22 protein-coding genes are annotated in these 20,617 nt (G+C 46.1%); 13 read left to right on the top strand and 9 right to left on the bottom strand.

The genetic code is table 11. From position 1 onward, the window contains the following. Positions 1-173: 173 nt before the first annotated feature. The 4 genes from GGU45_RS01585 to GGU45_RS01570 all read left to right on the top strand — a co-directional run bounded on the left by GGU45_RS01585 (position 174) and on the right by GGU45_RS01570 (position 3,886). Positions 174-671 (top strand): thioredoxin family protein, encoded by a 498-nt coding sequence (locus GGU45_RS01585; RefSeq protein WP_435221402.1) that lies wholly within the window; start codon positions 174-176, stop codon positions 669-671. Between the two features lie 73 nt (positions 672-744). Then, positions 745-1,173 (top strand): DUF4442 domain-containing protein, encoded by a 429-nt coding sequence (locus tag GGU45_RS01580; RefSeq protein ID WP_435221400.1) that lies wholly within the window; start codon positions 745-747, stop codon positions 1,171-1,173. Positions 1,174-1,268: 95 nt separating this feature from the next. After that, the gene (locus GGU45_RS01575) at positions 1,269-2,672 is read left to right on the top strand and encodes an MBL fold metallo-hydrolase RNA specificity domain-containing protein (RefSeq protein WP_435221398.1); all 1,404 of its coding nucleotides are present in this window, start codon (positions 1,269-1,271) and stop codon (positions 2,670-2,672) included. A 794-nt stretch (positions 2,673-3,466) separates the two neighbouring features. Then, positions 3,467-3,886 carry a hypothetical protein gene (locus GGU45_RS01570; protein WP_435221397.1) on the top strand — a complete coding sequence of 140 codons (420 nt, stop codon included), beginning with the start codon at positions 3,467-3,469 and terminating at the stop codon, positions 3,884-3,886. Between the two features lie 459 nt (positions 3,887-4,345). Here the strand turns inward: GGU45_RS01570 and plsX are convergent, their stop codons facing one another. The 8 genes from plsX to GGU45_RS01530 form a co-directional block, all read right to left on the bottom strand. Further along, positions 4,346-5,296 carry a phosphate acyltransferase PlsX gene (plsX, locus tag GGU45_RS01565; protein WP_435221395.1) on the bottom strand — a complete coding sequence of 317 codons (951 nt, stop codon included), beginning with the start codon at positions 5,294-5,296 and terminating at the stop codon, positions 4,346-4,348. Between the two features lie 101 nt (positions 5,297-5,397). Then, positions 5,398-5,592, bottom strand: a complete 195-nt coding sequence (rpmF, locus tag GGU45_RS01560) for a 50S ribosomal protein L32 (RefSeq protein WP_435221393.1) — start codon at positions 5,590-5,592, stop codon at positions 5,398-5,400. Between the two features lie 55 nt (positions 5,593-5,647). Continuing rightward, positions 5,648-6,199 carry a YceD family protein gene (locus GGU45_RS01555; RefSeq protein ID WP_435221391.1) on the bottom strand — a complete coding sequence of 184 codons (552 nt, stop codon included), beginning with the start codon at positions 6,197-6,199 and terminating at the stop codon, positions 5,648-5,650. Between the two features lie 145 nt (positions 6,200-6,344). Further along, a complete protein-coding gene (locus GGU45_RS01550) occupies positions 6,345-7,763 on the bottom strand; it encodes a Glu/Leu/Phe/Val family dehydrogenase (RefSeq protein ID WP_435221390.1) in 1,419 nt (472 codons plus the stop codon). 58 nt (positions 7,764-7,821) lie between these two features. Then, complete coding sequence (locus GGU45_RS01545; protein WP_435221389.1) at positions 7,822-8,037, bottom strand: CcmD family protein; 216 nt, start codon at positions 8,035-8,037, stop codon at positions 7,822-7,824. Continuing rightward, complete coding sequence (locus GGU45_RS01540) at positions 8,034-8,729, bottom strand: cytochrome c biogenesis protein CcsA (protein WP_435221388.1); 696 nt, start codon at positions 8,727-8,729, stop codon at positions 8,034-8,036. The genes GGU45_RS01545 and GGU45_RS01540 overlap by 4 nt, the downstream gene beginning before the upstream one ends. Positions 8,730-8,798: 69 nt before the next feature. Next, positions 8,799-9,449 (bottom strand): heme exporter protein CcmB, encoded by a 651-nt coding sequence (locus GGU45_RS01535; protein WP_435221386.1) that lies wholly within the window; start codon positions 9,447-9,449, stop codon positions 8,799-8,801. A 107-nt stretch (positions 9,450-9,556) separates the two neighbouring features. Next, positions 9,557-10,126, bottom strand: coding sequence for a thymidine kinase (locus tag GGU45_RS01530; protein ID WP_435221385.1), 570 nt, complete (start codon positions 10,124-10,126; stop codon positions 9,557-9,559). A 92-nt stretch (positions 10,127-10,218) separates the two neighbouring features. On the opposite strand from GGU45_RS01530, the gene GGU45_RS01525 reads away from it, so the two are divergent. Then, complete coding sequence (locus GGU45_RS01525) at positions 10,219-10,953, top strand: DUF8457 domain-containing protein (protein ID WP_435221384.1); 735 nt, start codon at positions 10,219-10,221, stop codon at positions 10,951-10,953. Here GGU45_RS01525 and GGU45_RS01520 read toward each other — a convergent pair. Further along, a complete protein-coding gene (locus GGU45_RS01520; RefSeq protein WP_435221383.1) occupies positions 10,929-12,179 on the bottom strand; it encodes a 3-deoxy-D-manno-octulosonic acid transferase in 1,251 nt (416 codons plus the stop codon). The genes GGU45_RS01525 and GGU45_RS01520 overlap by 25 nt on opposite strands. Positions 12,180-12,312: 133 nt before the next feature. On the opposite strand from GGU45_RS01520, the gene GGU45_RS01515 reads away from it, so the two are divergent. The 8 genes from GGU45_RS01515 (at position 12,313) to GGU45_RS01480 (ending at position 20,601) form a co-directional block, all read left to right on the top strand. Next, positions 12,313-13,437 (top strand): DegT/DnrJ/EryC1/StrS family aminotransferase, encoded by a 1,125-nt coding sequence (locus GGU45_RS01515; protein ID WP_435221382.1) that lies wholly within the window; start codon positions 12,313-12,315, stop codon positions 13,435-13,437. Between the two features lie 23 nt (positions 13,438-13,460). Further along, on the top strand, positions 13,461-14,750 hold the full coding sequence (locus tag GGU45_RS01510) for a nucleotide sugar dehydrogenase (RefSeq protein ID WP_435221380.1): 1,290 nt from the start codon (positions 13,461-13,463) through the stop codon (positions 14,748-14,750). After that, complete coding sequence (gene rfbC / locus GGU45_RS01505; protein WP_435221379.1) at positions 14,750-15,298, top strand: dTDP-4-dehydrorhamnose 3,5-epimerase; 549 nt, start codon at positions 14,750-14,752, stop codon at positions 15,296-15,298. The genes GGU45_RS01510 and rfbC overlap by 1 nt, the downstream gene beginning before the upstream one ends. Position 15,299: 1 nt before the next feature. Continuing rightward, on the top strand, positions 15,300-16,172 hold the full coding sequence (gene rfbD, locus GGU45_RS01500; protein WP_435221377.1) for a dTDP-4-dehydrorhamnose reductase: 873 nt from the start codon (positions 15,300-15,302) through the stop codon (positions 16,170-16,172). Between the two features lie 131 nt (positions 16,173-16,303). Beyond that, positions 16,304-18,343: a protein-disulfide reductase DsbD family protein gene (locus GGU45_RS01495; protein WP_435221375.1), complete on the top strand. Its 2,040-nt coding sequence runs from the start codon at positions 16,304-16,306 to the stop codon at positions 18,341-18,343. 57 nt (positions 18,344-18,400) lie between these two features. Continuing rightward, positions 18,401-18,826 carry an acyl-CoA thioesterase gene (locus tag GGU45_RS01490; protein WP_435221373.1) on the top strand — a complete coding sequence of 142 codons (426 nt, stop codon included), beginning with the start codon at positions 18,401-18,403 and terminating at the stop codon, positions 18,824-18,826. A 50-nt stretch (positions 18,827-18,876) separates the two neighbouring features. After that, positions 18,877-19,848 carry a glycoside hydrolase family 43 protein gene (locus GGU45_RS01485; RefSeq protein ID WP_435221372.1) on the top strand — a complete coding sequence of 324 codons (972 nt, stop codon included), beginning with the start codon at positions 18,877-18,879 and terminating at the stop codon, positions 19,846-19,848. Between the two features lie 96 nt (positions 19,849-19,944). Further along, on the top strand, positions 19,945-20,601 hold the full coding sequence (locus tag GGU45_RS01480) for an HAD family hydrolase (protein WP_435221370.1): 657 nt from the start codon (positions 19,945-19,947) through the stop codon (positions 20,599-20,601). The last annotated feature ends 16 nt before the right edge of the window (positions 20,602-20,617 follow it).

Raw genomic sequence — 20,617 nt, 5'->3', positions numbered from 1 at the left:
GGAAACAGGTGGTTAGAGACAATAGACAATAGATGATAGACGATAGATCATAGAATGGATCTTAGATAATTGACAAACGTTGGGTGTAAACGGATCCAACCTTAAACTTTGAACTTTAAACCTGAAACCGCATTTAATATTCGATATTGAGATCTGAGAATAAACTACAAATAATGAAGAAGCAAGTTTTACTAATAGCCATTTTTGCAATAGCCGCTGTGACCCTGGCTGCCCAGGACCTCAAAACTTTTCGGGCCTATGATCCGGCTGCCGATGCGCAGGAGGGAATCCGGAGTGCTGTGACCCTGGCAAAAAAGGAGAACAAACACGTACTGGTGCAAATAGGAGGGAACTGGTGCATCTGGTGTGCACGGTTTGATCAGTTTACAAAAACAGACCCAGTGGCCGACTCTTTGTTGAAAGGATCCTATGTCGTATATCATCTTAATTACAGCAAGGAGAATAAAAACCTGCCCGTGCTGGCATCCTATAACTTTCCCCAACGGTTTGGCTTCCCGGTATTCCTGGTGCTGGATAAAAACGGAAAATTGCTGCATACGCAGAACTCAGGGTACCTGGAGGATGGCAAGGGGTATAGTAAAGAAAAAGTATCCGATTTTTTAACGAACTGGGCACCCGCGGCGCTGGATCCGGGAAAGTATAAAGAATAGGACCCGGTTACCAACCCGTTTTATGCAACCGAATACATTTTTTAAGATCTTAAAACATCCTGTAAAATTCAGGATGTTTTTATTATCCAGACTGCCGCTTGCGTTGGTTGCCGGTTTGCGGGTTTGTGCAGTGGGGCCGAAGGAATGCAGGGTGTCGGTACCCTACCGGTGGATGAACCGGAACCCCTTCCGGTCTACCTATTTTGCAGCTTTGGCGATGGCGGCAGAGCTCAGTACCGGTGTGCTGGCGATGGCTGCTACGCTGGAACACCCGGTTAAAATAGCGTTGCTGGTGGTGAAGCTGGAGTCGGAGTATTTTAAGAAAGCCACCGGGAGTACAGTATTTACCTGCTTAGACGGAGAGGCGCTCCGCGCTACCGTTAAGCGGGCTGTTGATGAAGGGCAGCCGCAGCAGTTTACAGCGGTTTCTACGGGTGTTAATGAGCAGGGCGTACCGGTGGCCAGTTTTCACATTACCTGGTCGTTCAGGGCTAAGAGCTAAAAGCCTAAAAAAGAATTAAAATAATGAACATTATAAATTCTTTCTTTATCTTGTTTATGTAATACAGATCTTATCCAACAATAAAGCGAAATAATATGAAGATTGCCTTTCATGGTGCCGCACAAACCGTAACCGGCTCAAAACACCTGATCACCTTAAAGAATGGAAAAAAAATATTACTGGATTGCGGTATGTACCAGGGTATGGGCGACCGCACGGATTCTCTGAACCGGGATTTTGGATTTATCAGCAGTGAGGTAGATGTCATGATTCTTTCCCATGCGCATATTGACCATTCCGGGCTGATCCCGAAACTGGTGAAGGAGGGCTTCCGGGGGAAGATATTTTGCTCACCTGCAACAAAGGATCTTACCAATATTCTACTGATGGATAGCGCTGAGATACAGGAAAGCGATATGCGCTTTTTGGAGAAAAAAAGACAGGGCGCTCCATCGGAGATATTGCGTCCGCTGTACACGATTGAGGATGCAAAAAGGGCGATGGGATTGTTTGAAGCGAGGGAATATGGAAATTGGTTTGATGTGATTGATGGGGTCCAGGCGATGTTTACGGATGCCGGTCATATCATAGGAAGTCAGTGTGTGCATCTGCAGATTAAAGAAGATGGTAAAGATACGCGTATTACTTTTAGCGGCGACCTGGGCCGCTACCGGGATGTGATCCTCCGGTCGCCGGAAGCATTCCCCCAGGCAGATTATATCATTATGGAGTCTACCTATGGTAACAGCCTGCATGAAGATGTTAAGGATACCCCCCAGATGCTGCTGGAGTGGATCAATAAGGTTTGTGCAGAGCGGAGAGGGAAGCTCATTTTTCCCGCATTCAGTGTTGGCCGTACACAGGAGCTCCTTTACGCGCTGAACCAGCTTGAAGCGCAAAACCTGCTTCCAAAGATCCCGTTTTATGTAGATAGCCCGTTAAGTATTGAAGCAACGGATGTGGTAAAGCGCTTCCCTAAGTACTTTAACCGCCAGATTCAGAATGTGCTCAAGAACGATGATGATCCATTCATGTTCCCGGGACTGACCTATGTCAAATCTGTTGATGAGTCAAAGTCGTTGAACTTTAAAAATGGTCCCATGGTCATTATTTCTGCCAGCGGTATGGCAGATGCCGGAAGGGTAAAACATCATATCAGTAATAATATCGAGAACTCGCGCAATGCTATTGTAATGACGGGCTATTGCGAGCCGCATTCATTGGGAGGCAGGCTGCTGGCAGGTGCAAAGGAAGTCGGCATCTTTGGGGTGGAACACCAGGTAAATGCTGAAATTGGCCAGATCCGGAGTATGAGCGCGCATGGCGATTACGAAGATATGAGCCAGTGGCTGGCTTGCCAGGATCCCAATGCCGTAAAACAATTGTTCCTGGTACACGGTGAGCCGGATGTGCAGGTGGCGTTTAAACAAAGGCTGATCAAAAAAGGATTTGTAGATGTGCTGATCCCCGAGCGACATTTTGAGATCGGGCTGGGATAAGTCATTTGAGAATTTGAAAATGTGGAAATGTGGAAATGGAGGGTGCGTTAAGGTCCGGTGATTTGTCACAGGCTGATATCTTACAGGTAGTGGGGAATGGCCAATAGCAAGTAGGAAGGAGCAAAGCGCGTCAAAGGCTTTGGTTGGAAAATATATATCAGACATACTGCTTTCTGGCAGTTTTTGATTGGATCGGTTTGGGATGAATGGCTAACTGGAGTATATGAAGGTCCTGGGGCCGGAGTGGTGTAGGGATTTGAAGACGGGCAAAACACCGGCAAATTTCCGTTGGTGGCCCACCCCATCAAGCACCCCGACTCAACACCAACGGGGGCAAGAAATAGGGAAAAATCAAAGCAAAACCTACTTGACGGCTTGACCGATTTCACAGTTACAGACAAAGTGTTTTTAAAGACGGCAAATATGCTTTGGCATTAGATAAAGACAGAAGAAAGTTTTGTGTAGCTCTTCAAGGTACAAGTCCAGGAGTTTTTGACAGAAAACAACTTTTGCAAATGGAAGTTAATATTGACAGCGATACCAAATTAAAAGGGGGCTACAACAGGTGCAATCGCTGGTGGTGTTGTTGCCGGAACAGCAGGTGCGGCATTAGGTGCATTACTTAACTCTTTAGTAAAGACTAAAGTAAAAGGTATATCTCTAAACACTGTTACAGACACTTCATCAGGTATGCAAATTCAATTTCTTGACTTTGATATATTAGATGTGAAACATCCCTATGTTGACGAGGCATATAAAAAAGAAAATCATCGGAAACCGAAAATTGAAAGTTTGTGACAATTGATTTAATCTTAGAAAAAGAATTAAAGTTATTTGACAAATGGAAACAGCAAAGAGAGTTTTTTTGCCCTGACGGAATAATTAATTTTGAGAATTATACTAACTCAAAAATAAAAATTATGCTTTTGCTTAAAGAAGCAAATGCTGTTAATGAGGTTGTAGATTTTAAGCATTTTCTAAATAATGGGGCATACGAAAGAAAAGCCACATGGGAGAATGTTTTAAGGTGGCTATATGGAATTCAAAATATTAACACAGACGATAAATGGAAACAAACTTTAAAAGGGGTTTATTATTATGAGTTCAGACCACAGAAATATTTAATTGACTTTGTGCATCCAGAAGTAAGGGTGCCGCCCAATTATGTTTACTATTTGCTCATAGACACAATCCGTGAAATAAGGCACTCATAATTACGGCACACAATAACTAAGCTTTCGTTGCGTCCGCAGGACGAACAATGAAAGCGATGTTGAACGGAACCTACGGCAGCCGCTCTTACATTATGGGATTCCCGAACTTTTTGATAAGGATACTGGGCAGACTTTAGCGGTCTGCTTTTTGTTTAGGGCGGTTTTAGGTGTTACTTTTGTACTTATTCTGTACTTTTCAGCCGGCGCCGGTTTTGCGCCATGGAGCGTAGCCGGCCAAAGCACCGGCGCCTTTTGTATGCATTCGTATTGAGACCGGGGATTGATTGTTGGCGTCCTTTCTGTGTATCCCGTTGATGAACCTCATCTTGTATTGCCAGGCACAGGGCTTGTAATATCAAATTTTACAACTGCCCCGTCTACCCATGCCCGGGAGATTGAGTTGGGAAAGGGGGGCTGCGGAAAATCCCTTCGGGCAAAAATGTTTATCCTCGTAGCTATCTAACCCTGCTGCACCGCTTCCTTCAGTTTTTGCAGCACCCCCGTTTGCAGCATCTTTTCTGCTACATGAATCATGTTGCAAAAAGCGGTGGCTTTTGAAATGCCATGTCCGATGATTACAGGCTTCTCAATTCCGAGCACCGGGGTACCGCCATAGATCTCAAAGTTGAACCGGTTCAGGTAAGGGTTTTCCAGTTGTTCGTTCCGGGCAATGTCATAAATGGATTCTGCCAGCTTTAAAATAATATTTCCGGTAAAGCCATCGCAAACCATTACGTCGGCTTTGTCGTTAAAGGCATCGCGGCCTTCTATGTTGCCTATAAAATGAATGGCTTTGTTGGCCTTGAGCAGGGGATAGGTGCCCTGGGTAAGCAGGTTGCCTTTGCCTTCCTCTTCTCCTACATTTATCAATCCTACTTTAGGATCGGGGATCTCCAGGATATGCCGGGCATAAACGGCGCCCAGCGTGGCAAACTGGTTTAGCTGCTCCGGCTTGCAGTCGGCATTCAGCCCCACGTCAAGGATCAGGCCCGTGCCGCCGCTCTTTTTTGGTATAATCGATGAAATAACCGGGCGCAGGATACCTTCGATGGTTTTGAGGTTAAAGAGTGCACCTACCAGCATGGCTCCGGTGTTGCCGGCGCTGATGAAGGCATCGGTTTTGTCTTTGGCCAGGTGATGAAATCCGATGGCAATGGATGAATGGGGTTTTTCCTTTAAAGCCTTTGTAGGATGTTCGTGCATATCGATGACCTGCGTGGTGGCCACCACCTGTATGCAGTCTGTTGGAATGGCTTCCGCCGCGATTATGTCATTGAGCAGGAGCTCATCTCCAAACAACGTGAGCCGTACATGACTATGGTCACTATTCTCAGAAAGGTATTTTTTAATCCCACGCAATGCCTCAAGCGGGGCAAAGTCGCCCCCCATTGTATCAATACCAATATTCATCTTATACGGATTAAAATTAAAAATTCCAAATACATCACCAACCAAAGGTCGTCAATGAATTTGGAATGAACAAGTTAAGTAAACGGGACTTAACGTTTTTTTTAAGCTTTTGAAGGCGCTTTTTCGGCAACAACCTTTCCTTTGTAAACGAGCTTTCCTTCGCTCACATGCGCGCGGTGACGTACATGCGTTTCGCCGGTAGTAGCATCGGTTGTTAAAGTAGCCGAAGTTGCTTTATAGTGAGTTCTGCGTTTTGCGCTTCTTTGCTGGCTGTGCCTGCGTTTAGGATTTGGCATAACTAATGAAATTAAATAGTTCTAAATTATCTTTTTCTTCTTTTTTACAAAAAACTCAATTGTCCAGGTCCCTGAATTTGTCCAGATCCTTCCAGAGTGGATTGTGATCCTGTTTGGATTTGGCTTCCACATCCAGTTTGTTCAGCATTTTCAACGCTTCGGGGTTGCATTGGGGACCTTCTGCATTATCAAACCCGCAGGTCTTATGCATGGGTATACTCAGGTTTATGAACTCGTAAATCCAGTTCTCCAAGTTCAGATGACTTTCGCCCCGGCCAATATAATACACATCCGGGTCCTCTTCCTCTTCATTCATTAACTCCGGCTCCTCCACCATTTTTACGGTAATGACAAATTCATCCCATAAATCGAGGGCGATGGTATTATTACAGCGGTCACAAACCACATCCAGTTTGCCACCCACCTCAAACTTCAGCATCATAAAACTGCTTTTTTTATCAAGCGATAATTTTATGTAGGCTTTACAATTGGTAAAGTCCTGCTGTTGAAATGCTTCAAAGAACCGATCTGTTATTTCATAATTGAACTCATGAACTCCCGGTTTTAAACCCACAAAAGCAATATCATACGCTCTTCTGTAAGCCATGGCTCAACTCCTCCCTTTAATTTGGGATGCAAAGGTATGCAATTTATTTGAAATGGCCTAATCAGAATCGTTTAAAAGTTGAAGGGTTGGCCGGTTGACAAGACGCCTGGTTAACTTATAAACCTTTAAACCTGTTAACTTTCCGCTACGGAAAGATCCCCAGCTCTGCATAAGTAGTAGCTACTTTGTTGATAGCCACTACATAAGCTGCTGTGCGCATATCCGGAATATCGGGGTTGCTGCGCCATTCTTCCATAATTTCCCGGGTGGCCCCAATCATGGTTTCCTCCAATCCGCTGTACACAAGGTCTACCTCATCAGCGCCATGCATGATCATTTTCCGGTTCTTTTCGGCTACTTTTTTCCCGGAGAGGTGCTCCAGTTCTTCCAGGATGGTCGTATTTACATTTTCGGTAAACCGCTTTTCCAGGCGTCCGTATCGCACATGGCTCAGGTTTTTCAGCCACTCAAAATAGGAAACGGTAACGCCCCCGGCATTCAGGTACATATCAGGTACCACCAATACATGCTTTTGCAGGAAGATTTCATCGGCTTCGGGAGTTAAAGGGCCATTGGCCGCTTCACCGATGATCTTTGCCCTTATACGGGGGGCATTATCCTTGTTAATTACGTTTTCAAGCGCCGCAGGAATCAAAATATCACATTCGAGCTCCAGGGTTTCCAAAGAGTTTTTGTAGTTGGCAGCGCCCGGAAAATCAAGAATGGATCCTGTACGCCGCCGGTGCTGGAACACATCTTCCACCTCCAGGCCGTTTTCATTACCGATGCCGCCTTCGAATTCGGCAATGCCTACGATAAGCGCGCCGGCTTCCTGAAAAAATTTGGCGGTATGATAGCCCACATTTCCCAATCCCTGTACAATAACTCTTTTTCCTGCAACACCGGTAGTCAGCCCAAGCTTTTTCATTTCTTCCGGCATATTGCAAACTTCCCGGATGCCAAAAAACACACCCAGGCCGGTAGCTTCCCGGCGTCCGCGAACGCCGCCCTGGCTTACAGGTTTGCCGGTTACGCAACCAGCTGCATCAATTTCCTGCGGATTCATGGCGCTGTAAGTATCCACAATCCAGGCCATCTCCCGTTCACCGGTACCATAGTCAGGTGCCGGCACGTCTGTGGCCGGGCCAATAAAGTTTTTTTTGATCAGTTCCGATGTGTAACGCCGGGTTATTTTTTCCAGTTCATAGGGGGTGTAGCTTTTGGGGTCAATCTTTATACCGCCCTTACCGCCGCCAAAGGGTACATTTACAATGGCGCATTTGTAAGTCATCAACGCCGCCAGGGCCATTACTTCGTCCTGGCTTACCTGCATCGAAAAACGGATACCGCCTTTACAGGGTGTTTTGTGGTGAGAGTGCTGAACACGGTAGGCTTCAATGACCTCAATGCTGCCGTTCTCCCTTTTTATCGGAAAACGCATACGGTAAACGGAATTACAGGCACTGATCTGTTCAAGTAATCCTTTGTCCCATTTGGTAAACTGGGCGGCCCGGTGAAAACTTTTTTCTACGGCTTCAAAAAAATTGTATTGAATTTCAGACATCGTTGTATATTTTCAAATTAGCAATTCTACGCGATAGCAGCAGGGGTGTTTGTCTGAACTAATCCCTGCCTTCTTTTTCCAGCTTTTTCAGCCTTCTTTCTACCCGGAACATATAAAGAAACAGCCCCAGCAGGATCACCAACAATACGGCAATGACTACATAGATTCTTCCATTGCTTCTCATGAGGGAGTCGGAGGAGGATTGGGCCATGGCCAGTCCGGGAAGGACCAGCAGGGTTATAAAAGCGAGAAAATGGTTGATAAATTTTTTCATTTTTTCAAAAGCGATTTTTCTTTCAATAAATTGATCCTGATTTTTAACGTGGCGATCCATACACCCAGCAACGCCCACCCGATAAATGCAGGGTATTCTACCATCCGCATTTCGGAGCTTACATCCTTAAAGTTCAGAGCAGGATTTCCTTCCTGTCCGGGGTGCAGGCTGGGCAGCAGCCTCGGCACAATAAAAATGGTGGGAAAGAGCATCGCAAATGCAAAAATGTTGTAGACCGCGCTCACCCGGGCTCTTTTATCCAGGTCGTTCATTGAGTCTCTGAGGATCAGGTAGGCAAAATAAATGAGCAATGCCACGGCAGTACCAATTAATTTGGGCTCCCGCGCTACCGCGCTGAATGACTGGAAGGCCGGGTTGTTAGGATCGGCCCAGGTATAGCTGGCCCAAATAGCGCCGGTGGTATAGCCCAGCAATCCGAAAAAAAGGCCCACTGTTGCATAATTTTTGGCGGCGATGTCATGCTTCAGGTTCATGGTGCGCAGATATTTTACAGAATGCACCACGGAGCAGATAAAGAGGATCATCATAGCCATCCACATACCTACATGGTAAAACAGATTGCGACTTGTTTCGCCCAGGATGGGTAAGTTGGGAACTTTAATAAGCAGTCCGGCTACAAGCGCGTATATTAAGAGGAATACACAAAGGATTTTCCACCACCATTTATACATATTCAGTATATACTTTAGAGTAAAACACAAAAGTAAGCGGAAAGTTTTTTATTCGACCAAATTTGAAAATTAGTCCTTCCACAAAAATGGAAAGAGGATCACGGCAAGAATGGCTACCAGTACATCCAGGGAAGCGAGCAGGGCAATATCATTCCACAAGAAAGTAATCGCGGGATTAAAAGCCGCATTGGTGATCTTCATCAGCAACATCAGTTGCGGCACAATAATCGGGAAACCCAGTATCGCCATAATTGCTGCATTTTGCTGGGCCTTGGCCGCAATGGCAGCCAGGAAAGTGAATACCATGCTCAGGCTCCAGCCGCCCAGTAACACCAGGCCAATGAAGGGGACTGTTTTCTGAACCGGATTGCCCAGCAAGGCCCAAAACAGCAGCAGGCTTATAAAAGACATCAACAGCATCAATACCGAGTTGAACAGCAGTTTAGCCAGCACAAAGTGCACCGGGGAGGATAAAGTATAGAAATAAAGCATGCGCCCACGGCTTTCCTGCATAAAACTTTTGGCCACGGCGTTAATGCAGATAAATAACTGAATTACCCAAAAGAGCCCGTTCCAGACAGGTCCCTCTGGCTCGTCGATGACCAGGAAGAGCACAAAAACAGTGGCAGCTATATACAATAAAATACCGTAAAAACTGTATTGCTGTCTGATTTCCAGCAATAAATCCTTTTTAACTAATGTTGTAATCGAGTGAGGCAAATTCTAAAATGTTGGTAAAACAATGGAAAGCGGATTTGACGAATTCTCAATTATTTTTCTGACGGCATCCATACTGCAAAGATATACTTCGTATGGGACAAACCTGCTCAAACCTTATCAAAGTAACATTTTCTGCAACGGGGTTCATAGGCATCGGTGGCTCCCAGCATAATTTGTTCGTTGTCCGGGATCTTACGGTAAGAGTAATTGGCGATATTTCCGCATCTTACACAAATGGCGTGCAGCTTGGTAATATAATCGGCTTTGGCAAGCATAAAAGGCATCTGCCCGAAGGGTTTCCCGGTAAAATCCATATCCAGGCCAGCTACAATTACGCGGATACCCTGGTAGGCCAGCCGGTCGCATACATCCGGCAGCTCGGGGTCAAAAAACTGGGCTTCATCAATGCCGATTACGTCGGCGCCCTGCGCTAATAAAAGAATCTTTTGCGAATTGTCTACAGGAGTGGATAGTATGGCATTTGTATCGTGAGAAACGATATGCTCCTCGTCATAACGGGTCTCCAGCGCAGGCTTAAAGATTTCAACTTTCAGGTTTGCAAATTTTACCCGCTTTAACCTCCGGATCAGTTCTTCGGTTTTGCCGCTGAACATGGAGCCGCAAATCACTTCTATCCACCCGCGGCGATCCCCTGTGAGGCTCGGTTCAATAAACATGTTTTGTTTTTATAGTAATGAAAACCGTTTTTGGAGTGTTATTTGTATATTGTACTATTACATTGTGTCCATAATTGTTCAAAAGTAGGATAATGCAGCGAATAGAAGCACTCATCGAAAAATTAAGAACCCAATTTAATAACAAGGCAGATCTATCTCAGTTACTGATCACTACCCAAATGATCCAGCGGGAGATTAGTGGTGAGATGAAAGAGACCGCTGTGTTAGGCAGCAGCAGTGTGGCTGTTGTGATGCCCAACATGCCTTCAATGAACAAAGGAGTGATCGTTAAGGATAGGCAGGGGGGCGATAGGGAGTATTTTCAGCTGGATGCTATTGGTGAGGATGAAGCTGATGAAGAGGAGCTGCGGCTGCTGGAATTGCAACACGAGGCGGGCTTGTATGCGCCGGATCCTGAATCTATGCCATCAAAAAATACCGATAGGCCTGATAAGTACATAAAAATAAACGGATTTGATCCATTGCTGGAAGTTCCCACATTGTTTCAACAAGTACAGGATAGGAATCAATCGGTAGCGGTGCCAAAAAAGGAAATGCTGCCCCCGGTGCCAAAGTCGCCGATGGAGATGGTAACTGATCTTACCATGGACATTTCTGATGCCGATAAAGAACGTTTTGTGAAAAACCTTTTCCGGGGTGATGCTGTCATGTACAACCGCAGTGTTAAAACGATCAATAATTTTGATACGCTCGAAGAAGCTGAGTATTGGGTAAAACGGGAGCTTAAGACAAAACTGGGGTGGGCTAACAGCCGTGACGTGGAGTATTTTGACCGGTTGATCTACCGCAGGTTTTCGCGGATATAGTCCATTATAATATGGGTGGCGCCCGTATGATCGCCAACAAAGCGACCGGCGTTGGCACCTAATTCCTGCCGCAAATCTGTGTTTGTCTCCAATTGATGTATCGATTTTATTAGCTGATTTTCATCGGTATAGCTAATAGCACCTCTTTTTTTAATAAGGGCCCTGGCTTCTGAAAATTTTTGATAATTCGGGCCAAACAACACCGGCTTCCCAAAAACGGCCGCTTCAAGCGTATTATGAATTCCGGATTTATTAAATCCTCCGCCGATATAGGTAATATCAGCATAGTAATAGAGGCGGGACAGCATTCCAATATTGTCGATGATTAATATCCGGGCCTTTGGGGCGTGTATCTCTTTTAAACGGGAAAAAAGTAATGCCTGGGGAAATTTAACTTTTATTTCCTTTATATGTCTATCGTTAACTTCATGAGGTGCAATAATTAATATGCTATTTGTACTATTTAATTTTACATAAGAAGCTAGGTGCTTTTCATCATCAGGCCAGGTACTTCCTGCCACTATTACAAAGGGGTGTTGATGAACAAATGCTGCAATGGCCGGTATGGGCTCAAAGCCGGAGGCAATCTGGGCCACACGATCAAACCGGGTATCACCGGCTACGGTAACCTGCCCGGAGGGAACAATGCCGGTAAGCCGCTCCCTGCTTTCGGCATCCTGCACAAAAATATGCGTGAAACAACGGAGCATGCTTCGGTGAAAACTACCATACGACCTGAAGAAAATAGCGTTTTCGCGGAACAATGCCGATATCAGCAGCACCGGATTGCCTTTTTCTTTGAGTGCATGCAGCAAATGGTGCCAGTATTCATATTTTACAAAGATGGTGAGAGCGGGTTTTACGAGGTTCACAAAATCCCGGGCATTGTGCCGGGTGTCAAGCGGGAGGTAGAAGACCCAATCGGCCTGTGCATAATTTTTCCGGATTTCGTAGCCCGAAGGTGAAAAAAAAGTGAGCAGTATTTTATAGCCGGGGTATTCTTTTTTTAATGATTCGAGGATGGTACGGCCTTGTTCAAATTCGCCCAGGGAGGCGCAATGAACCCAAATTACCGGTGCGGCATGATCTCCAAGCGCCTGTTTCAAACGGGTCTGCCAGTTCTTTCTTCCGTTGATCCACAACCTTGCCTTTTTGTTAAAAAGGGAGGCGATGAAAATACCAGCCCGGTAGCAGTACAGAAAAAGGGAGTATATAAAAGTTGACACTTGTTTTTTTGCAAATTTAATGAGCCAAAGAATCCTGATCGCTAATAAGGAGATGTTTGATCTTATTGACGCGCATCCTGCTCAGGTTTGCAGCAAATTTAACTACATTTGCAACCCGATTAAAGCAAATTATATGAGACCTTTATATATGGTAGATACCCATTCTCAGTATCACAAAATAAAAGACCAGGTTGATAAAGCTGTATTGGATGTAATGGAAAGCACGGCTTTTATCAATGGCAAAGCTGTAAAAGAGTTTTCAGACCACCTGGGTGCATACCTGGGCGCGAAGCATGTAATACCCTGCGCCAATGGAACGGACGCACTGCAGATAGCATTAATGGCATTGGGGCTGCAACCCGGTGATGAGGTTATTACACCATCATTTACCTATATCGCTACAACAGAAGTGATCGCCTTGCTGCGATTGACCCCTGTTTTTGTTGAGGTAGACCCAAAAACATTTTGTATTGATCCTGCTGCCATCGAAAAAGCCATCACTCCTAAAACAAAAGCGATTGTTCCCGTGCATTTATACGGTCAATCGGCCAATATGGAGGCCATTTTGAAGATCGCGGAGCAGCATGGTCTTTCCGTAGTGGAGGACAATGCACAGGCGATCGGCTGTAATTTTCATTTTTCGGATGGAACATCAAAGAAAACCGGAACCATCGGGCATATCGGGTGCACGTCCTTTTACCCCAGCAAGAACCTGGGCGCTTTTGGAGATGGAGGTGCCATGTGTACCAATGATGACGCATTAGCAGAAAAACTGAAAATGATCGCCAATCATGGGCAAAAAGAACGGTACTACCATGAAATGGTCGGCTGCAACAGCCGTCTTGATAGTATACAGGCAGCTATTCTGGATGTAAAACTGAACCACCTGAACAGCTATTGCGCTGCGCGGCAGGAAGTAGCTGCTTATTATGACCAGGCTTTTTCAAAAACGGATGCGATCCTTACGCCCCATAAAGCGGCTTTTTCGGATCATGTCTATCATCAATACACCATCGTACTGGAAGGGGTCGACCGGGATCAGTTTAAAGCCCGGCTCGATAAAACAGGAGTACCCTCCATGGTCTACTACCCGGTACCGGCGCACAAACAGAAAATGTTTGAACAATTTGGAGTAGGCCTGCTGGAGTTGCCGCTAACCTCCTGGTTAACGGAAAGAGTGATTTCTCTGCCCATCCATACCGAAATGGATGAAGAACAGCTGAAATTCATAACCGACACGGTGCTGTCTAATCTTTAATATTCAAAAGGGTTGGTGATAATATGTACGAAGCGTTATTGAACAAAAAAGAAAAATTAGCTGTAATCGGGTTGGGGTATGTGGGATTGCCGATCGCTCTTGAGTTCGCAAAACAGCTTTCCGTTATTGGTTTCGATATCAACGAGCAGCGGATCGGGTTGATGCAAAAAGGGGTTGATCCCAGTAATGAGCTGGAACCGGAAGCTTTTGAAGGCTGCGACATTATTTTTACGAACTCCATTGATGTGCTGCGTGAGGCCCGGTTCTTTATCGTGGCCGTGCCTACGCCCGTTGATGCCTCCAATATTCCGGATCTGACGCCGGTGCTGAAAGCATCTGCAACCATTGGAAATGTGATCAAGAAAGGGGATTATGTCGTTTTTGAATCTACGGTCTATCCCGGGTGTACCGAGGAAGACTGTTTACCGGTGATTGAAGAAATATCCGGCTTAAAAAATATACTGGATTTTAAATTGGGTTATTCGCCGGAGCGGATCAACCCGGGCGATAAGGAACATACGCTGAGCTCCATTGTTAAGATAGTGGCAGGTTGCGATGCAGAAGCCCTGGAAGTTATTGCAAGTGTGTATAGTCTTGTGGTAAAAGCCGGCGTACATAAAGCCTCCTCAATAAAAGTAGCGGAAGCTGCCAAAGTAATTGAGAATACGCAGCGCGATCTGAACATTGCGCTGATGAATGAATTATCGATCATTTTCAATATGATGGATATTAACACCTACGAGGTACTCGAAGCCGCCGGCACCAAATGGAATTTTTTGAAATTCCAGCCAGGATTGGTAGGGGGGCATTGTATAGGGGTAGATCCTTATTATCTTACGCACAAGGCAAACCAGCTGGGGTATAATGCGGAAGTGATCCTGGCCGGCAGGAGCATCAACGACCGGATGGCCAAGCATGTTGCCGAAAAGGTGGTGAAGCATATCCTGAAAAACGGAACCAATATTGCAGATGCCATCGTGCTGATAAAAGGCGTTACCTTTAAGGAAAATGTAAGTGATATCCGCAATAGCAAGATTGCCAACGTAGTTGAAGCACTTAAAGAATATTCGGTAAACGTTCATGTAGAGGATCCCCTGGCCGATTCAGATGCCCTGATGCATGAGTACGGATTTTCGCTGACCGGCACCCTCGCCGATAATTATGATGCGGTGATTGTGGCCGTGCCCCACCGGCAATATGCCCACCTGGATGATACTTATTTTTGCAGCATCACCAGAACAAACGCCATCATTGCCGATATAAAAGGAACCTACCGGAATAAAATCAACAACCGCAGTTATTTTAGTTTATAATGCCATTTACAAGTACAAATATTGAAGGGTTGCTATTGTTTGAGCCCCGGGTGTTTGAAGACCCGAGAGGGTATTTCTTTGAAGCATACAACCAGGCCGCCTTTTCCGAAGCGGGTATTGCGCATTCGTTTATCCAGGACAATCAATCCTATTCTTCGTACGGGGTTATCCGGGGATTGCATTACCAGTTAAAGCCTCATGGACAATGCAAGCTGGTAAGGGTGCTGGATGGCTGCATTCTTGATGTGGCGGTGGATGTTCGAACAGAATCACCCACCTATGGCAAGGTGTTTTCTGCAGAGCTTTCGGCGGCTAATAAAAAACAACTGCTGATCCCGCATGGGTTTGCGCACGGATTCTCCGTTTTGAGCCCAACAGCAACCGTGCTTTATAAATGTGACGCATTTTATCATAAAGAAAGCGAAGCGGGCATTATTTATAATGATGAGGACCTGGCCATCGACTGGCAGATCCCGCCTGGAAAGCAGATCATTTCGGAAAAAGACCGGCAGCTTCCCTTATTTAAAGATTCGGTAAATAATTTTTAATATGCAATCACCCGTAAAAGTGCTGGTAACCGGGTCCAATGGACAGCTGGGTTCCGAGATCAGGGAACTGGCGGCCGCTTACCCGGATCTTGTATTTGATTTTACGGATCGTGCAACATTGCAGCTTACCAGTGAAGCGGAAGTAAAGGAATACTTTGAACAACTGCGTCCCCAATATGTGATCAATTGTGCGGCCTATACGGCAGTAGATAAAGCAGAGGAGGGGGCGGCACAAGCGGAGGCAGAACGTATCAATGCACTGGCAGTCGGTTATCTTGCAAAAGCCTGTACCGCAGTAGGGGCAAAGCTGATCCATGTTTCTACCGACTATGTTTTTGATGGAACTGCCTCGCAACCCTATAAACCTTCAGACCTTCCCAACCCGGTAAGTGTGTATGGCGTTACCAAGCTAAAAGGAGAGCTGCTGGCCGCGCAATACACGGATGTCCTTATTATTCGGACCGCCTGGGTTTACTCCTCCTTTGGAAAGAATTTTGTAAAAACGATGATCCGGCTTATGGCAGAAAAGCCGGCGATCAATGTGGTGGCCGACCAGTATGGATCGCCCACTTATGCAGCAGACCTGGCTGCGGCTATTATAAGCATCATCCGGTCGGGAAAGTGGGTCCGGGGCATTTATCATTACACCAATGAAGGCAAAACCAGCTGGTATGAGTTTGCCAGGGCTATCCATGCATTAATTCATAGTTCGTGCATTATAAGCCCCATTTCAACTGCCGGCTATCCAACGCCCGCCAGGCGCCCTGCTTATTCGGTTCTTGATAAAACCGGCATAAAAGAAACCTATGGCATCATCATCCCGGCTTGGGAAAAAAGTCTTAAAAAATGTATGGACAAACTACAGCTGCAATAGCATGGAGACCCTGTTGACAACCTTCGGGCTGGGATGGTGTTATCTATTGTAGTGTGTATATTTTACACACATAAACATTTGTTAGTGTGGTGTAAAAATCTATTTTTGCCGGTAATTGTAAATACTTTTTCATGAAGCGGATCTTAACCATTTTTCCTTTACTGTTGGCTGCATTTGTTGTTGCATCGCAGGATTCAACCAAAATAAAATTTACCTACGGCCAGGAACGGGTTAATGAAAAGGAGATCCGGCTCATCATTACGGCTCATGTAACAGACCCGGGTATTGCGTTGTATGGTCTGCAAACCCCGCAGAATAAGGATGTTTTTTCTTCCGTTGTGTTTGATACTGCCGCCAAAGCATACCTGAAAGATAGTGTTACAGAAAAAGGGAAGCCGGTACAACAAACCGATGCGGTGCTCAATGCCCCTGTTTCTTTTTTTAGGGATTCGGTAAAATGGGTGCAGCTGGTAACGCTTGGGAAGGGCGATAGCGTAGTTGTAAAAGGGGCCACCACTTATATGTATAAGCTGGGAGATGCTTTTGCTTCTTTTGAAGAACCGTTTAAGTTTTATGTAAAAAATGCGGAAACGGAAACTGCTGTGGCGGTCGAAACATCCGGGTCCGGCGCTAATAAATCCCTGCTTTGGATTTTTCTTACTGCCTTTGCCGGCGGCCTGCTGGCGCTGCTAACGCCCTGCGTGTACTCCATGATCCCCATTACGGTGAGCTTTTTTACAAAACGTAGCAAAACAAAAACAGAAGGCATTCGCAATGCCCTTTTCTATTCATTGTCGATCATCATTATTTTTACATTACTCGGCTTTTTTATTACGGTCATTTTCGGACCCGATGCATTAAATAAATTAGCCACCAATTGGATTGCCAACCTGATTTTCTTTCTTGTATTCCTGCTTTTTGGTATTTCATTTTTGGGTGCGTTTGAAATTGCGCTCCCGTCTTCATGGGGTACCAGGGCCGATAGTAAGGCCAATACGCAAAGTCTTTTGGGGATCTTCTTTATGGCGCTTACATTGGTAGTGGTATCTTTTTCCTGCACCGGCCCGATCATCGGCAATTTACTGGTACTGGCCTCCAAGGGAAGCCGGATGGGGCCGCTGGTGGGAATGTTTGGTTTTTCGCTGGCCCTGGCGCTGCCCTTTGCCTTGTTTGCCTTCTTCCCAAGCAAGCTCAATATGCTGGGTAAGGCCGGAGGCTGGTTAAATGCAGTAAAAGTGACCCTTGGATTCCTCGAACTGGCCCTGGCGCTCAAATTTTTGTCCAATGCAGATCTTACACAGAACTGGCGCCTTCTCGACCGGGAGATCTTCATTGTGCTTTGGGTGGTCATTTTCTTTTTACTGGGTTTGTATTTATTGGGCAAACTGAAATTCAAACATGATGACGAGCTGCCCAAAAATGATTTTGGATTACCCCATTTGTCGGTAACCCGGTTGTTTTTTGCAATCGCCTCTTTTAGCGTAACCGTATACCTGGTTCCGGGTTTATGGGGAGCTCCGTTAAAAGGACTTTCTGCCTTTCTGCCCCCCATGGGCACCCAGGATTTTAATGCAGATGATCTGCCATCGGGGTTCGATTTGAAAGGGATGGGCCGGGAGAACGGAACTGTTAAGGATACGGCGCATTATACAGAGGGGTTGCCGGCGCCGGTGAAGTACGTGGCGGTGATGAAAAAACATGAGCCGGATGTGGTCATAAATAATGGTCTTGTGACTTATTTTGATTATCAGGAAGCCCTGGAGGTGGCCCGGAAGGTTAAGAAGCCGTTGATGCTGGATTTTACAGGAGTGAACTGCATCAACTGCCGGTTAATGGAAGGACAGGTTTGGAGCGATCCGGCGGTTATGCAACGGCTGAAAAATGATTTTGTAATCGCCTCTTTATTTACGGATGTACACAATGGTGTTGATATACCGGTAGGAGAGCAATATTATTCTAAAAGTTTGGGCAAGCAGGTTGAAACCCTGGGCGAAAAGAACAGCGATCTGCAGGTGAGCCGTTATGGATCGCTTGTGCAGCCTTTGTATTTCTTTCTTGATAAGGATGAGCAGCCCCTGGCTGCGGAAGGATATCCTTATATACCCTCTGTTTCTAAATTTGTGGCACACCTGGATCGGGTAGTTGCCGAGTACAGGAAGAGAAATCCCTAAATCCTTTGCCCGTTCATACATAAAACAGATTTTTTAACAAGCAGGGAGGTATGTATTATGGACAATAAGGTATTTGATGAAAATGAAATGCGGTTTCATACCCGCAAGTGGGTAAAACCGGAAGATCTGAACCCCAACCAGTCGCTGTTTGGCGGACGCCTGCTGCAGTGGATCGATGAAGAAGCCGCATTGTACGCCATCATCCAGCTGGAAAATACCCATGTGGTTACCAAATTTATTTCCGAAATTAATTTCATAGGCTCCCCCCGGCAGGGCGATATTATCGAGATTGGTATCATTGCCACTAAATTTGGCAATACCTCTTTAACGCTTCGGTGCGAAGTACGCAACAAGATGACGCATGCACCCATACTCACCATCGACCAGATGGTATTTGTAAACGTGGATAAGGCGGGCAAACCTACACCCCATGGTAAAACGGCCATTACCTTTGTGGCTGAACGATTGTTGAAATCACCCTAAAAGATTCCGGCGCCGGCAACGGTGCAGGTTCTTTAAAAAACAGGAAGTATATGAAAAAGAATGCGATGCTGCCAGCCCTCATCCTTGTGGCACTGCTGGCGAACGGACAGCAAAAAAAATCAGGTAACCCCTTATTCCCCGGCTGGTATGCCGATCCGGAGGCGGTGATCTTTAATAAAACCTATTGGATCTATCCCACTTATTCTGCTCCCTATCATAAGCAGGTGTTTATGGATGCTTTTTCTTCGCGCGACCTGGTGCATTGGGAAAAGCATGAAAAGATACTGGACACCGCTTCGGTAAAATGGGCAAAGCGCGCGCTTTGGGCACCGGCCATTGTGAAAAAGAAAAACCGGTATTTTTTATTTTTCGGAGCGAACGATATCCAGAATGATCAGCAAACCGGGGGTATTGGGGTAGCCGTGGCATCAAAACCTCAGGGGCCTTTTAAGGATTACCTGGGGCAGCCGCTGGTAAGCCGGTTTTACAACGGGGCACAGCCCATTGATCAGTTTGTATTTAAAGATAAGGATGGCGCCTGGTACCTGATATATGGCGGATGGCGGCATTGCAATATTGCCCGGCTTAAGGATGATTTTACAGGCTTTATACCCTTTGAAGACGGAAGTACCTTTAAAGAGATCACACCCGAAAAATACGTGGAAGGCCCGGTAATGTTTATCCGTAAAGGAAAATATTATTTTATGTGGTCCGAAGGCGGCTGGACGGGTCCCGATTACAGTGTGTCCTATGCCATCGCTGATTCCCCGCTGGGCCCTTTTAAGCGCATCGGCAAAGTGTTGCAGCAGGATCCGGCAATTGCAAACGGAGCCGGGCACCATTCTGTAATACAGGTGCCGGGCAGGGATGAGTGGTATATTATTTATCATCGCCGCCCGGTTACGGAAAAAGACGGCAACGCGCGCCAAACCTGCATCGAGCATCTTTATTTTAATGAAGATGGTACCATAAAACCGGTGGTGCTCACCAATACTGGTGTTGCGGCCAAACCGCTGAAATAGCCGCAGCTTTCTGCCGTCCTGCTTAAATGACCCTGGCTAAATTAAGCAACAGCAATTTTCTATTTCTCTGTATCTTACCCGCTATTATTTTGCGCAATGAGATACAAAGCTTTTATTTTCGATTTGAACGGGACTATTATCGATGATATGGCCTTTCATTCAGAAGCCTGGTTCAGGATCCTGAATGAAGAGCTGAATGCGGGGTTGAGCCGGGAGGAGGTAGACCGGCAGATGTATGGCAAGAACGGCGAAGTACTGGATCGTATTTTTGGCAGCGGACGATTTTCCGAAACCGAAAAAGAGGCACTGTCGCTCCGGAAGGAGCAGATCTACCAGGAGGCCTACCTGCCTCATTTGCGGCTGATACCGGGACTGGAGCGCTTCCTGGAGCGGGCGGCTACCGGGCAGATTCCCATGGCCATTGGAACCGCCGCCATTCCGTTTAATGTTGATTTTGTAGTAGACCGGCTCCATATCCGGCGTTTTTTCCAGACGATTGTAACCGCCAACGATGTATCCAAAAGCAAACCCAACCCGGAGACTTTTCTCGCCTGCGCGGAGGCGCTCAATGTAGCGCCTTCCGACTGCCTCGTTTTTGAGGATGTGCCCAAGGGGGCCGAAGCCGCTCAGAACGCGGACATGGATACGGTGATTATTACCACCGGACATCAGCCCGAAGCATTTAACGCACTGCAGCGGATTCTTTTTTATATACCGGATTTTACCAATAGCGCGCTGGATGTGCTGTTCTGATGGCGCCGGTGTTAAA

It is taken from the genome of Niabella hirudinis (assembly GCF_051201075.1).
Classification (GTDB): Bacteria; Bacteroidota; Bacteroidia; order Chitinophagales; family Chitinophagaceae; genus Niabella; species Niabella hirudinis.
Note: the sequence above shows the minus strand (reverse complement) of the source record. Positions and strands in the feature narration are given on the sequence as shown.

Bases quoted from the DNA above. Each gene is read 5' to 3' on its own strand.
- GGU45_RS01585 (WP_435221402.1), top strand. From the start codon at position 174: ATGAAGAAGCAAGTTTTACTAATAGCCATTTTTGCAATAGCCGCTGTG.
- GGU45_RS01580 (WP_435221400.1), top strand. From the start codon at position 745: ATGTTTTTATTATCCAGACTGCCGCTTGCGTTGGTTGCCGGTTTGCGG.
- GGU45_RS01575 (WP_435221398.1), top strand. From the start codon at position 1,269: ATGAAGATTGCCTTTCATGGTGCCGCACAAACCGTAACCGGCTCAAAA.
- plsX (WP_435221395.1), bottom strand. From the start codon at position 5,296: ATGAATATTGGTATTGATACAATGGGGGGCGACTTTGCCCCGCTTGAG.
- rpmF (WP_435221393.1), bottom strand. From the start codon at position 5,592: ATGCCAAATCCTAAACGCAGGCACAGCCAGCAAAGAAGCGCAAAACGC.
- GGU45_RS01555 (WP_435221391.1), bottom strand. From the start codon at position 6,199: ATGGCTTACAGAAGAGCGTATGATATTGCTTTTGTGGGTTTAAAACCG.
- GGU45_RS01550 (WP_435221390.1), bottom strand. From the start codon at position 7,763: ATGTCTGAAATTCAATACAATTTTTTTGAAGCCGTAGAAAAAAGTTTT.
- GGU45_RS01545 (WP_435221389.1), bottom strand. From the start codon at position 8,037: ATGAAAAAATTTATCAACCATTTTCTCGCTTTTATAACCCTGCTGGTC.
- GGU45_RS01540 (WP_435221388.1), bottom strand. From the start codon at position 8,729: ATGTATAAATGGTGGTGGAAAATCCTTTGTGTATTCCTCTTAATATAC.
- GGU45_RS01530 (WP_435221385.1), bottom strand. From the start codon at position 10,126: ATGTTTATTGAACCGAGCCTCACAGGGGATCGCCGCGGGTGGATAGAA.
- GGU45_RS01525 (WP_435221384.1), top strand. From the start codon at position 10,219: ATGCAGCGAATAGAAGCACTCATCGAAAAATTAAGAACCCAATTTAAT.
- GGU45_RS01515 (WP_435221382.1), top strand. From the start codon at position 12,313: ATGAGACCTTTATATATGGTAGATACCCATTCTCAGTATCACAAAATA.
- GGU45_RS01510 (WP_435221380.1), top strand. From the start codon at position 13,461: ATGTACGAAGCGTTATTGAACAAAAAAGAAAAATTAGCTGTAATCGGG.
- rfbC (WP_435221379.1), top strand. From the start codon at position 14,750: ATGCCATTTACAAGTACAAATATTGAAGGGTTGCTATTGTTTGAGCCC.
- rfbD (WP_435221377.1), top strand. From the start codon at position 15,300: ATGCAATCACCCGTAAAAGTGCTGGTAACCGGGTCCAATGGACAGCTG.
- GGU45_RS01495 (WP_435221375.1), top strand. From the start codon at position 16,304: ATGAAGCGGATCTTAACCATTTTTCCTTTACTGTTGGCTGCATTTGTT.
- GGU45_RS01490 (WP_435221373.1), top strand. From the start codon at position 18,401: ATGGACAATAAGGTATTTGATGAAAATGAAATGCGGTTTCATACCCGC.
- GGU45_RS01485 (WP_435221372.1), top strand. From the start codon at position 18,877: ATGAAAAAGAATGCGATGCTGCCAGCCCTCATCCTTGTGGCACTGCTG.
- GGU45_RS01480 (WP_435221370.1), top strand. From the start codon at position 19,945: ATGAGATACAAAGCTTTTATTTTCGATTTGAACGGGACTATTATCGAT.